At 39.3% G+C, this 13,195-nt stretch carries 13 protein-coding genes and 1 pseudogene; all 14 read right to left on the reverse strand.

The window, feature by feature from the left end; all coding sequences use genetic code 11:
- Positions 1–19: 19 nt before the first annotated feature.
- The 14 genes and pseudogenes from cobA to BVH04_RS19280 all read right to left on the reverse strand — a co-directional run bounded on the left by cobA (position 20) and on the right by BVH04_RS19280 (position 13,169).
- Complete coding sequence (gene cobA, locus BVH04_RS19215; protein WP_086543099.1) at positions 20–796, reverse strand: uroporphyrinogen-III C-methyltransferase; 777 nt, start codon at positions 794–796, stop codon at positions 20–22.
- Positions 793–2,892, reverse strand: a complete 2,100-nt coding sequence (locus tag BVH04_RS19220) for a HEPN domain-containing protein (RefSeq protein ID WP_086543100.1) — start codon at positions 2,890–2,892, stop codon at positions 793–795. The genes cobA and BVH04_RS19220 overlap by 4 nt, the downstream gene beginning before the upstream one ends.
- A gap of 119 nt (positions 2,893–3,011) precedes the next feature.
- Positions 3,012–4,268, reverse strand: a complete 1,257-nt coding sequence (locus BVH04_RS19225) for a sulfate adenylyltransferase subunit 1 (RefSeq protein WP_086543165.1) — start codon at positions 4,266–4,268, stop codon at positions 3,012–3,014.
- A 121-nt stretch (positions 4,269–4,389) separates the two neighbouring features.
- The gene (gene cysD, locus BVH04_RS19230; protein ID WP_086543166.1) at positions 4,390–5,289 is read right to left on the reverse strand and encodes a sulfate adenylyltransferase subunit CysD; all 900 of its coding nucleotides are present in this window, start codon (positions 5,287–5,289) and stop codon (positions 4,390–4,392) included.
- Between the two features lie 209 nt (positions 5,290–5,498).
- The gene (locus BVH04_RS19235) at positions 5,499–6,203 is read right to left on the reverse strand and encodes a phosphoadenylyl-sulfate reductase (RefSeq protein ID WP_086543101.1); all 705 of its coding nucleotides are present in this window, start codon (positions 6,201–6,203) and stop codon (positions 5,499–5,501) included.
- Positions 6,178–6,450, reverse strand: coding sequence for a DUF2061 domain-containing protein (locus tag BVH04_RS19240; RefSeq protein WP_086543102.1), 273 nt, complete (start codon positions 6,448–6,450; stop codon positions 6,178–6,180). Before BVH04_RS19240 ends, BVH04_RS19235 begins: the two co-directional genes overlap by 26 nt.
- A 76-nt stretch (positions 6,451–6,526) precedes the next feature.
- A complete protein-coding gene (locus tag BVH04_RS19245; RefSeq protein ID WP_086543103.1) occupies positions 6,527–6,943 on the reverse strand; it encodes an RrF2 family transcriptional regulator in 417 nt (138 codons plus the stop codon).
- Between the two features lie 325 nt (positions 6,944–7,268).
- Positions 7,269–7,511 carry a hypothetical protein gene (locus BVH04_RS19250; RefSeq protein WP_086543104.1) on the reverse strand — a complete coding sequence of 81 codons (243 nt, stop codon included), beginning with the start codon at positions 7,509–7,511 and terminating at the stop codon, positions 7,269–7,271.
- Positions 7,512–7,575: 64 nt separating this feature from the next.
- Positions 7,576–8,163, reverse strand: a complete 588-nt coding sequence (locus BVH04_RS19255; protein ID WP_086543105.1) for a hypothetical protein — start codon at positions 8,161–8,163, stop codon at positions 7,576–7,578.
- 523 nt (positions 8,164–8,686) lie between these two features.
- The gene (locus tag BVH04_RS19260; RefSeq protein WP_086543106.1) at positions 8,687–9,730 is read right to left on the reverse strand and encodes a hypothetical protein; all 1,044 of its coding nucleotides are present in this window, start codon (positions 9,728–9,730) and stop codon (positions 8,687–8,689) included.
- 50 nt (positions 9,731–9,780) lie between these two features.
- Positions 9,781–10,017: a hypothetical protein gene (locus BVH04_RS19265; protein ID WP_086543107.1), complete on the reverse strand. Its 237-nt coding sequence runs from the start codon at positions 10,015–10,017 to the stop codon at positions 9,781–9,783.
- A 359-nt stretch (positions 10,018–10,376) separates the two neighbouring features.
- Positions 10,377–10,839: pseudogene (locus tag BVH04_RS19270) on the reverse strand (molecular chaperone HtpG); the annotation flags it as partial.
- Positions 10,840–10,881: 42 nt separating this feature from the next.
- Entirely contained in the window at positions 10,882–12,063 is a 1,182-nt protein-coding gene (locus BVH04_RS19275; RefSeq protein ID WP_086543109.1) for a M20 family metallopeptidase, read from the reverse strand.
- A complete protein-coding gene (locus BVH04_RS19280; RefSeq protein WP_086543110.1) occupies positions 12,060–13,169 on the reverse strand; it encodes a hypothetical protein in 1,110 nt (369 codons plus the stop codon). Before BVH04_RS19280 ends, BVH04_RS19275 begins: the two co-directional genes overlap by 4 nt.
- Between the last annotated feature and the right edge of the window lie 26 nt (positions 13,170–13,195).

The following is a 13,195-nucleotide window of genomic DNA, read 5'->3' on the forward strand; positions in this document are numbered from 1 at the left end:
AGATTCTTCAGTCTTCCGTCTACTGTCTGCCAGCTCCCAAAACCACTTCCCGATACAGCGCCGCAAGCTTCATGCTTTCACGCACTACCTCACCAATGATGATGATTGCTGGAGCTTCTACTTTGGAATCTTCAGCTTTTTGCTCAATGTCTGAAATATATCCAGCCACAATTTTTTCTTCACGTGTCGTTCCACTTTGGATAATCGCTATAGGCAAGTCAGCTTTTCCAAACTTACTATAAACCTCCGAAATCTCAGCCAGCTTCTTGGTTCCCATCAACACGACAACAGTTGCAGTGGATTGTGCAGCCAAAGCCAGGTCCTTGGAAAGTTCACCAGCTGAAGTAGTACCAGTCACTACCCAAAAACTCTCAGAAACTCCTCTCTTCGTCACTGGAATTCCAGCCGAAGCAGGAACAGCAACAGCCGAAGTAATACCGGGAATCAATTTAGTAGTTACTCCAAATGCTTCTATATATTCTATCTCTTCCGATCCACGTCCAAAAACAAATGGATCTCCACCTTTCAGACGAACGACATGCCCGTGCTTTTTTGCTAAGCTGACGCAAAGTTGATTGGTGTCCTCTTGTGGATGGGAATGCTTTCCTACACGTTTGCCAACAAATATTTTGAGGGCTGTCTGCGGCGCATGATCAAGTAAAACTGGATCTATCAGCGCGTCATACAAGACCACATCGGCATTGTTTAGTGCCAAAACAGCCTTAAGTGTGATTAATTCAGGATCACCTGGGCCAGCTCCGACCAGCGTTACCTTTGGTTGAATGATTGGTCTCATGCTGTAACTTCCTCTTCGCGATAGCTTTTGAGCAAACCGTAAATTTCCAATGTGTTTGCAGCGTACGTATTCGCAAATTGCTCTGTAGGCTCATTTTGATTGATCTGGTAGATCTTTTCTGCGAAAGTTCCTCCCAAATCTATTTTTCCGCTTGCTATAAAAGCCTCGTCAAACTGAGCGATAATGTTTGCATAGGAGTTAGCACTTAAGCTTTCACTTAGCAAAATTGCTTTTGCCGCATTGATCAAACCTGCGTAATGATGGTAAATACTATCTGACCAGCGGCCTTCTTCCAGACATTTTTGAGCGATGTCGATTTTCTCCTTGGCTTCCAAAAGCAAAGTAGCAACCAAGTCAAGCACCACACCGGCACATTCACCCACACCAACCGCGATTTTATATTCTTCGGTATTTCCCCAATCCACATAATCTGCCGGGGTTACTGTAGAAGCATCACCCAATTCTTTCAACAATTCATAGAAATATATCTGGCCTTTTTTGTCGTAATAGCTTAAGAAATCCTGTCCGCTGGCATTTGCTTCAAAATCATCTAGTAGAACCCTCAATGCCTGAGGGCCTCTTTTGCTAGGAATCTTTGTCACTTTATCTGCAAAGCGCCCGTTTCCATCGCCCATATTTCCTCCACCAAGCAACACTTGAAGTGCTGGAATTACAACTTTTCCAGATTTCATGGACATGCCCTGAAAACCAATATGAGCCATGTTATGCTGACCACAGGCGTTCATACAACCTGAGATCTTGATCACCAAATTCTGATTTTTCAAATACTGAGGATACTCCGCAAGGATTACTTTTTCCAATTCTGCAGCGATACCTGTAGAACTCGCAATTCCAAGATTACAGGTATCCGTTCCAGGGCAAGCGGTGATATCTCCCAATGAATTATAGCCAGCAGCTGCCAAACCAATTTCTTTTAACTCCTTGTAGAAATACGGAACCAAATCTTCACGTACATCCCGAATCAGGAAGTTTTGACGAAGAGTAAAACGGATCTCCGAATTGGCATATTTCTCTACTAAATCAGCCAGCTTTCTCGCCTGATCTGTGTAGAAATCGCCAAGCGTAACTCTTATTCCCAAAGAGACATATCCTTCTTGCTTTTGAGGTAGAATATTAGTGAGTTTGAAATGCTCGAAATCCAACCCAAGTTCCTCTTCCACATTCGCGGAAGGAGCATTGGGAAGCTTTTGCGCAGCTTCATAATCTTCAAAATCTATTGGATAAGACTTGAAGGAAAGTGCTTTTTTCTCATTTTCCACCAATTCCAAAAACGCTTCAACGCCCATATCCTTGATCAAAAACTTCATTCTGGCTTTCATGCGCTTAGCTCGCTCGCCATGTCGGTCAAAGATTCTAATGACGGCATCTGCAACAGGAATGATTTGATCAGTTTCCACAAAGTCAGAAATCGCATCTGCATGACGTGGCTGAGATCCTAAACCTCCACCAAGCATCACTTTAAATCCACGAACTTCCTCGCCGTCGATCACTTTCACTTTCGGGATAAAACCCAAATCGTGCAAATAGCTCAAGCCCGTATCTTCATCTGAAGAGGAAAAGGAAATTTTGAACTTCCTTCCCATTTCTTGGGAGATAGGATTTCTCAAAAAATATTTGAAAACCGCATCAGCGTATGGAGTGACATCAAATGGCTCATTGACATCAATTCCTGCAGTTTCTGAAGCAGTGACATTTCTTACGGTATTTCCGCAAGCCTCCCGGATAGTGACATCATCCCGCTCCAATTCCGCCCAAAGCTCGGGCGTCCTATCCAAACTCACATAGTGAATCTGAATATCCTGACGCGTGGTGATATGAAGTCTTCCTGTAGAATATTCATCGGATACTTTACAGATCCTGCGTAGTTGATCCGAAGAAACACGGCCATAGGGTAATTTGATACGAATCATCTGCACCCCTGGCTGACGCTGTCCATAGACGCCACGGGCCAGACGAAGACTACGGAATTTTTCTTCATCGATATTACCTGCTTTGAAAAGCGAAATTTTCTTTTCTAAATCGATGATATCCTGTTCTACTATATTGTTTTCGAGTTCTGTTCTAAAGCTTTGCATGGCTGTAATAGGTTTTATGGTTTGGGATTTTCACTCATTTCAGACCGCCAAGAGCGAGAGAGAAATCTCCTCAAATAATAATGAATATCGAATTTTGAATGATGAACAGCGAAGACTCGCTATTCTATAAATCCAACTGAAACGGTATCGTATTCTGCTTCGTCGATCAGGATAAAGCTCCCATTTGACTTATTTGTATGATAAGAATCAAAATGGATCGGCTTGCTCAGGCGGAAATGAACTCTTCCGATATCATTCAGTTTAAGCTGTCCCGCTTCCTCAGTTCCTGTAAAGTCAGTGTGAATTCTGGATTCGATCTGATCTACTTTTGCCATTACACGGTTTACACCATGTTGCAAAATGTATTTACTACCTACTCTCAAAGGCTTATTGTTCACCTGGCAGATAGTGGCAGTCAATCGCTTCTCGCTTGTCGGCAATTCTCCGCTTTTCACCAGCATATCTCCACGACTCAAATCCACTTCTGTATCTAGTGTGATCGCTATGGAACTGCCTGCAGCGGCTTCTTGGATTTCCTGATCGAAATAGTGAATGCTTTTGATTTTAGAAGTATTCAGTGAAGGCAGGAGCGTGACTTCATCGCCTACTTTTAAGTTTCCTCCATAGAGCATTCCCGAGAAACCTCTGAAGTCATGCCAAGCTTCCGTCTTAGGACGAATGACATATTGCACAGGGAATCGGGCAAGGGAACTTACTTCCAAATCGGCAGGCTCCAATACTTCTAAGTGATCCAAAAGTGTATTCCCTACATACCAAGGCATTTCTTCCGACTGTCTTGCTATATTTTCTCCTTTCAAAGCAGAAACAGGTATAAAGGTGATCTGATCTTCAGTAAAATCTGATTTGGCAACCAACGCATCGAAATCCGCTTTGATTTTCAAATAGACATCTTCCTCATAACCCACCAAATCCATCTTATTGATCGCTACGACCACATGGCTGATGCGCAATAAATTAGCAATGAAGAAGTGGCGATAAGTCTGCTCTATCACGCCTTTTCTTGCATCAATCAGGATGATCGCCACTTGAGAAGTCGATGCACCAGTCACCATGTTTCGTGTGTATTCCACATGGCCAGGCGTATCGGCTACGATGAAATTTGTCTTATCCGTATTGAAATAAATATGTGCCACGTCTATTGTGATTCCTTGCTCACGCTCAGCTACCAAGCCGTCGGTAGCCAAGGAGAAATCCAGGTAATCATATCCACGTTGCTTGGAGCTACGCTCGATTGCTTCGATTTTATCCGTTGTGAGCGATTTTGTATCGTAAAGTAGTCGCCCTATCAGTGTGCTCTTGCCATCATCGACAGAACCTGCAGTAGCGATTTTTATAAGTTTTCTATTTTCAGACATGTTAGTTCTAGTTAAAGGATAATCTGGATTTTGTGAGCTACGCTGCTTCTGGAGAAGCAGCATAACGAAAGTGGGCTGCCGCGAATACTTGATACTTTGTACTTGAGACTTACTACTTTTTCTAAAAGTATCCGACTTTCTTTCTTTTCTCCATGGCGGCTTCGGATCGCTTGTCATCGATTCTAGCACCACGCTCGGATATTGAGGAATCTCGAATTTCTCCTACCACATCATCCAGCGATACGGCTTCTGAAAATACAGCTGCAGTACAGGTCATGTCACCTACAGTTCGGAATCGTACCATTTTCACTAATACCTCCTCATGTTCTTCTCTAAACACGTGCTCATTGGCAGTCCAGATCAGCCCATCACGAAGGAATACCTCGCGCTCATGCGCAAAATAGATCGATGGAATCTCAATATTTTCAGTTCTGATATACTCCCAAACATCCAATTCTGTCCAGTTAGAAATCGGGAAACAACGCACATTCTGGCCATTATGGATTTTACCATTCAGCATATCAAATAGCTCCGGGCGTTGGTTTTTCTCATCCCACTGACCAAAGTCATCTCTTACAGAGAAAACTCGTTCTTTTGCTCGGGCTTTTTCCTCATCCCTTCTCGCTCCTCCAATACAAGCATCAAACTTGAATTCTTCAATGGCATCCAAAAGCGTGGTAGTCTGAAGCGAGTTTCTGCTGGAATACCTTCCCCGCTCCTCACGAACTTTTCCTTGATCAATAGAATCCTGTACATTCCTCACGATCAACTCCAATCCAAGTTCTTCAACTAGTCTATCTCTGAACTCGATAGTCTCAGGGAAATTATGACCTGTGTCCACGTGTAGTAAAGGGAAAGGAATTCTCGCTGGATAAAAAGCTTTCTGAGCCAGTCTAACTAGCGTGATGGAGTCCTTGCCTCCAGAAAAAAGCAAAACCGGACGCTCAAACTGCGCCGCCACTTCACGGATGATGTGGATCGATTCTGCTTCTTTTGGATTAGGTATTAATAGGTTGTTCATGGTATTTATGATTTGCACTTTTCCACTTCATTATTCGTAATTCATCATTCTACATTCATTATTTTTCAAATGAGGAATTTCAAATTTTCACTGTCTAAGTCTTTAAGCTTTTTTGTCTTACTTCTAAATTTTTAATGTCGAATGATGAATGTTCAATAATGAATATCGAAGTGTGCACCGCTCACCCGACATCGGACATCCAACATCCGTCACTTACTATGCAACCCACATTCCTTCTTCGAGTCTTCCCACCACCATCGGCCTGCCCGGGCATCTTCGCCTTCGGCAATTGCTCGGGTACAAGGCGCACAGCCGATGCTGACAAAGCCTTTATCATGAAGTGGATTATAGGGGATTTTCTTTTCGCTGATATAAGCAATCATCTCATCAAAAGTCCAATCCAGCAATGGATTGAATTTCAGGATTTGATTTCCCTCATCCCACTCGATGCGCTTCATTTCACTTCTATTAGCTGATTGCTCGGCACGAAGTCCAGTAACCCAGACATCATTTCCAGCCAGAGCTCTTCGAAGAGGCTCCACCTTGCGTACAAAGCAGCAAGACTTTCTATTTTCAACAGAGTCATAAAAACCGTTGATTCCGATTTCACTTACCAAATTCTCCACGGAGGATGTAGTAGGATAATAAACCTTTATATTTTGCTTGTATTTAGCTTCAGTTCTTGATAACAGGTCTAACGTCTCAGGAAAAAGTCTTCCCGTGTCCAAAGAAAATATTGAGATAGGTAAGTGTGCATCAGCAATCAGCAGTGTGATCACCTGATCTTCCTGACCTAAGGAGGTCGAAAAAGTCACTTTTCCAGGAAATAAGTCAGCTACGAGAGCTAATCCTTCTTGTGCACTCAGCTCAGACAGCTGAGCTTCCAATTCATGCATATTCTTTTTGAGTGTCATCTGCTTGTGCTTTTGGAGTGCTTTCCCAAACTCTCTCGTGGAAATAATACAGGATAATCTTAGAGAAGACCTCTACAGATCCAATAGAGAGGGCCATCACCAGCTGCCCTGTCACGAAATAGGAAATGATAATCGTGTCAATGGTCCCTACAATTCTCCAGGAAATCGACTTAAGCAAACTTTTAGCATTGCTGTCCCTTCCGGACTTGCTAGAGAATAGCTTTTTAAGTGGCTGGTCTAAAATCATACTTGGTTTATTACGAGAGTCAAACACAAAAGTATATAAACCCTATAAATTATATAGGGTTAATTACAAAAAAATTTTACTCTTCCTTGAGAATATCTTCTAAGGACTTGTTTTCCAGTATTTTAAGCGTCTCATCCCTCACCTGAATCATGACTCTATTAATCCCACAGACAGCTTCATTCTTGCACTCATCGCAAGGCTCGTAATAATTTAAGCTTACACAAGGAAGCATTGCTATCGGCCCATCCAGCAATCGAATCACCTTTGAAAGAGGGATATCTTTAGGCTCCTTGATCAGGTAATAACCTCCACCCTTACCCTTTTTGCTCCCCAGCATTCCGGCCTTCTTGAGTTCAAGTAGAATATTCTCCAGAAACTTATGAGAGATCCCATACTCTTCTGAAATCTCTTGAATCAAAACTGTCTTCTCGTCTTTGTGCTTGCCCAAGTAGGTCAGAGCATGCAGGGCGTATTTGGTCTTTTTAGAAAGCATAGACAAAAATAAGCTTTTTGATGGAATACCCTAGTGTGGGAGTAGGCTTTGATAATCTTTGGGTTTCAGAAACCCCAAAGGTTTAAAAATAAAAAAACCATTGAGGTTTTTTAGAACTCAATGGTCTCATGAATTTATAGCCAAACCCTTCGATCTCGATTATTTTGGGATTGAAGGGTTATGTACTCATTAAAGCAATTCCACACTTCTCTTAACAAATGCAGTCAGTTCTTTACCAGTAAGCAAGCCTTGGGAAAGACGTGCCAGATCAAATGACTGCTTAGCAATCTTGATCTTTTCTTCATCGGTTTCTCATTATCTGATATCAATCTTTAAACAAGAAGAAGATAATAAGAGAAACTCCGACAAGTAAAGGCCCAACTCTACCTTTTAGGAATTCCCCTCCTTTACCTTCCTTCTTATACAAAATATATATATAAATTTGAAAAATTACGCCAAATAGCAATATAGATAATGCAATAGGTATAGATTTCAGTGAAGATGCCGAGATTATAACAGCAAGAGCAATTAGTATTGAAAACTGTTCAATTGTTTTTATTCTTTTCATTATACTTGATTGTCTACACATATAAAATAGGCATCCTGTGCTCCATCTATACATACTAGTTCAACTAAATAAATATGCCACCACACCCAAGGGCAAGAAGCAAGGTAGGTGATAAAAGACCACAACCAGCAGCTTCTAATAAAGCTGTATCCCTGCAAGTATCTTCGCTATTGTCCAAATTAGCCTCACATGGCCCCATTCTGGCATTGTCAGATTTTGAATTCTTAAATGACATTAACATTTGGTTCAGCAAAGTATTAAATTCTTTTTGATTCAAATTATCAATTTCAGGATATTTTTTTCTAATCTCTTGACCTAAAGAAGCTGAATTATGAATTTTTTGATATATTTCTTCAGGATTTTCAAAATTATCAAAAATATATCCTTCAAATTCTTCTAAAGAATTAAAATCTGTAGCCCTAAGATTACGAACATCCAAATTTCCTTTTTTTAGTTCACGAGTTTCAAATACCCCATTCAATGAATTAAAATATTCTTTGGTTAAAGAATCATCTAATATTGATTGAATTATATTGTAATCCTTATTGATCTCTAATGAATCATCATTCGGGATAATTTCCGTTTGATCCAATTCACATGCGGAGGCAAAGTATGCTAAGCATACCACTGCCACTAGTTTTATTGTCTTCATTTTTTCTTAAAAACTTTAGAGTTGTTAATTGATTAAAAAGTCTTCAGCGCCTTGAACTTGAACTTGAACTAAACATACCCCCACCAATTTATAAATCCAAATTTTAGTGGAGAAATGTTTGTAAGATTTAGTTAACAAGCTGATAATCAGCTATTATATTTTTAGTTCACAGTAAAATACTATTCATAACCTGTTATAATTCAATTAATTAGCCGAATACAGAAAGCTGATTTCAAACTGCAGAGATTTACGTTTGAAAAGCCAGAAACAAGAAAATCCCCGAGGAATTCGGGGATTTTTGGATAATCAAACTCTCCAAGGGTTAACCCCGAAAGCTATCGCGGGCCTTGGAGAGTAGTAGCTATTACTTTTTACAGCCACTCCACACTTCTCTTCACAAAAGCAGGTAAGTTCTTATGTGTCAGCAAGCCTTGGGAAAGTAAGGCTAGATCGAAGGACTGCTAAGAATTTTTGGTTTTTTTGATAATTATATGTGCATGCAAAATATTAATACAATAACATTTTATTCATATGATAGCAATTCAATGACGTAATTGTATTCATCTTCACCTTCTTTTCTTACTATCCTTGCAACCTCATTTGGACCTTCACTCCATAACTTACATAATATATTAACATCATACTTCTCAAAATATTTTCCAACTATCTTATAATCTTCATTCAATAGCAACATAAAAGAATATCTATTACTTAAATCAACATTTCCTCTTTCCACCTCAGCAATACCGGTTTCTCCCTTAATTAAAATTTTGTCATTAAGTTTATAAACACCGGTAACAATACTAGAATTCAAAGAAATTTGAATTGCTTTTTGTATTTCAGTGTTTATCAAATCTACTGGATTTCCATCAAATTTATTAAAAACAATAGATTCATCATTCAGAAGCTTTACTTTAATATCATTAATATTTTTAGTATTAACTTGAAAGACATTAAGACTTGTTGATGAAAGAAATATCATCGTATCATTGAAGAGACTAATGCCGCCAGCACAAACATTCAAGTTAGCTAATACTTGCTCATTTTCAGCATTACCTAAACTTTCTATAATCTTATTGGATGTTTTGTCATAAATTTGAATAAAAGGTTTTGAAGGCAAGGGGCTGATATATGTATATATATAATTTTTATCAACAACAAAATCTTTTACAGCATGATCGAAACCATTATATTCATTAATTGGCTCATCTAAATTATTATATTCAATCATTTTCAAAAGATCTTTATCCCAAATTATATATCCATCTTTGTAGGATTTAATTATATGTGGCGAGTAAACTTCTTTTTCACCTTGTCCAAAATTTGAAATGAAATTTAGCTGCTCTCCAGATGAAGAATAATGTACAATTTCTCTGGTCTCCGTTATGCCTACAAATGTACCATCCTTTAACATAGAAAAAGAGATGATAGGAGATATAGGATTTAAATTTTCACGAAGTATAATCTCTGTTTTTTTAAAATCGATAGTACTTATATTTGAATTTTTAAAATTGCAACTATAAATAATAGGTAAGATCAAAATAATTAAGGTATTTCTTAAAGTCATAATAAATAGGCCCGATTATAGATCTAATCGAGCTTGAATTTTTTAAATATTTAAACGGGTTGTGTTTGTTTTTCACATTTGAATTCCCCACCTGTAGTACAAGTAATACTTATAGTTGGATCTGACCAAGGCCAAAATCCAGCGGTAACTTCATAGGTAACATCCCAATAAGGGCAATATACATTTGCCAACCCGCCTGGTTGACATTCATTAAGAGCATTCGCATCCAGACTACTGCCAATACTAAATAAAATTGTTAAAATAAAACTGTACGCTACTTTCTTCATTTTTAGAAATTTTAATTAAAAGAATGATTTAAAAGTCCTCGTTTCCTTGAACTTGAACAAACATACTCCCCCCAATTTATAAATCCAATTGATAGTTTGAGGAATTTTAGACAATTTAGTTAAGCGCTTGTTAATCAGCTATTAAATTTTTGGTTCACGATATAATGCTATTCATAACCTATTATAATTCAATTACTTAATCGAATACAAAAATCTAAATGCATACTGCAGAGATTTACGTTTGAAAACCCAGAAACAAAAAAATCCCCGAGGTTTTCGGGGATTTTTGGATAATCAAACTCTCCAAGGGTTAGCCCCGATAGCTATCGCGGGCCTTGGAGAGTAGTAGCTATTACTTTTTACAGCAATTCCACACTTCTCTTCACAAAAGCTGTCAGGTCTTTACCTGTAAGCAAGCCTTGGGAAAGTAATGCTAGATCGAAAGACTGCTTAGCAATCTTGATCTTTTCTTCTTCAGTTGCTGCTTTCAGGACTTTGTCCACCGCAGGGTGATTTCCGTTGATCGCTACTTTGTAAGCGTCAGGAAGTGAGCCGTAAAAGCCCATTCCTCCGCCGCCAGTAGCAGCCATTTCCTTCATTCTGCGCATGAATTCCTCCATAGTGATCGTCACCGGAAGCTCTTCAGGACTCAAGCCTTCCACTTCTACTGTGTACGTTTTGTTGTTGATCGCTTTATTGAAGATTTCCTTCACTTCCTTGCTTTGACTCTTCAGTCAGTAAGTTAGCGTAAGTCTCATCCTTCTGGATTAGTTTCTCAGCTACATCTGAATATACACGCTTCAGCTGGGTTTTCTCCATTTTGAATAAAACCACTTTTGCATAAATCAAAGTACTCCTTGTCCCTCACTCCTTTTGGACAACAAATTGCTTTTTTGATTTCATCATGGATAGAATGACTTGACGATACACCTCATATACTGGCATTACCGTCTCAAGATGTACCCGCTCGTCAGTAGCATGTATTTGATCATAACTGACTCCAAAACCACTTAGAGCTGGAATGCCTCTGGACGCTAAAAAATTACCGATGTTGGATGGGCCACTTACAGAGGGGACTATATTTTTCTGAAATACTCTTTGGGCAATTTCCAAAAAAAGCTGGACGAACTCACTTTCAACTGGCAAATGGAATGCCGGCCAGCTCTCCCTATATTTTATTTGTGGCGGTTTAATTCCATCAACTAATCTATTGTTATAGATAATCGACTCAATCCATCTCTCTGCAACTTCCTTATTCACATTAGGTGTAAGCCGGAAATCAAGTTTACAACTGCATCGGTCAGGCACCAGATTATATCCATCCCCTCCATTTACTTCTGTGATAGTCACTTTGGGTCCCATTCCGAAAGAAGTATTATTTTCTTTAGGCAAAGATTTCTCTTTAATTGACTGAATAATCTTAGCCATCTCAGAAATAGCATTTATACCTGTTTTGCTACTCGACCCGGAATGCGCAGAAGCCCCATAAACAGTTATTTCTGCACGTAAAAACCCTCTTGAACCAATAATCAATTTGTCGTTGCCTGGGTAGCCGATTAGAACAGCATCAGGCTTGATTGGACTTTGGTCTAAAAAACTCCGGATACCCTGGAAATTCCCGGTGTGTTCATCTGCATCAAATACGAAAAATAGATCTCCAGCAAGAAGTGATTTGTTTTTCTGAAAATAGTCTGCCAGGTGACTAAAAATGGAAACTGCCACTTTTGAATCAGCTGATCCTCTTCCATAAAGATATTCGTCCTTCTCTATGCCTGATGTAGGCGAATAGATCCATTGACCTTCATCCCCAAAAGGCGCAGTATCTAGGCAGGAATTTAAACAAATAGCAGGCCCAGGGATGTCACTATGAATATGTAGATAAAACCCGACTTTGAGATCCTCTCTATCCAAAAGCGGGATAACGGCTATTTCTCTTTTCTCAAACCATTTCTCCAGATAGTTTTGAATTTTTTCTACAGAATCTATCCCAGCCCTGGATGGTATTTTAACCAGTTCAGATGTTAACTTAATAATTTCCTCTCTCATATGTTTGCCTCTGCTTCGGGATTACCCGATTTACGGGAACCATTCAAGCAATTAAGTGAATCAACGGCTTTCAAAGTTTCAATTTTTTGGCTCCAGCCGTATAGGTCTTTTACAAATCTACGTAATCCATCCACATCGTCTTTTCCTGTAAATAAAATCCCCGAATTATATTCTCCAACTCCAAGAAGTGAAGGTAGCAAAACCAAAGCTTCGCGTTCATTTCCAAGTATAAACGTCTCAAACTGCCTCTTATAATCATCGAAAACGCCAAGGTGAATAGTTTTTTGACCGTATTGCCGATCATCGGGATCTCTTGTCTTCAATAACTCAATTAAGTGATCTTTTAGCATTTGATGATGTGGAGGCCCGAAGAGTACTCTATGGTGCACCATTACTGGAAATTGTTTAAGTTTATCCTCTATGGCAGTCAGGTATATCTGATCTCGCGTACGGGATCCAGTCATATATAAATGCTCTTTCGCTTCAAGAATTATTCGCTGATTATGATTCAGCAGATCTGTGGCAGATCTGACCATAGTGTAAGTTCTGCCTCCCAGTTCGCCTGTATTGTCAAGAAGATATTTAAGCAGATGATTCCTTACTTTATTTTCAAACTCATTTCTTGTAGCGTATTCTCCAGATAGAGCTACCGCCATGAGCTTCTTTTTATATTCCAAAACCTTTACTTTCTGCTCTTCCTCGTTGCTGTTTTTACATTTATATGGCTTGGTATTGAAATACACCAACGTTTGAGGACGATTTCCACCACTTGCTTTCCATGAATTATATGCCCGATTTAATTCATGCTCAGTTCCAGAATCTGCATCTTTCACGGGTGTGCCAAATCTTTTCCAAAAGATACCAACCATGATGTCACAGTTGTCGATTTGTAAGTTTTTGTCAATCTGCCCCTGTAAGCCCTCGATGTGAAACCCGGGATAGGCATCTACCTCCCAGCGCCAAACCTGAATAGCTAATCCAAATTGAGCCAAAAAAATACTGTTTAAATCCGCTACGATTTCACCTATTTTATTACGTTCCCACGGTACATCTCCCGGTGAAACAACAATTAGATTCAAATATTTAACTGCTAAGGAATAAGTCATGATAAGTATTGTTTTGGCAGATATAG

Source organism: Algoriphagus antarcticus (genome assembly GCF_002150685.1).
In the GTDB taxonomy this organism is placed as follows: domain Bacteria; phylum Bacteroidota; class Bacteroidia; order Cytophagales; family Cyclobacteriaceae; genus Algoriphagus; species Algoriphagus antarcticus.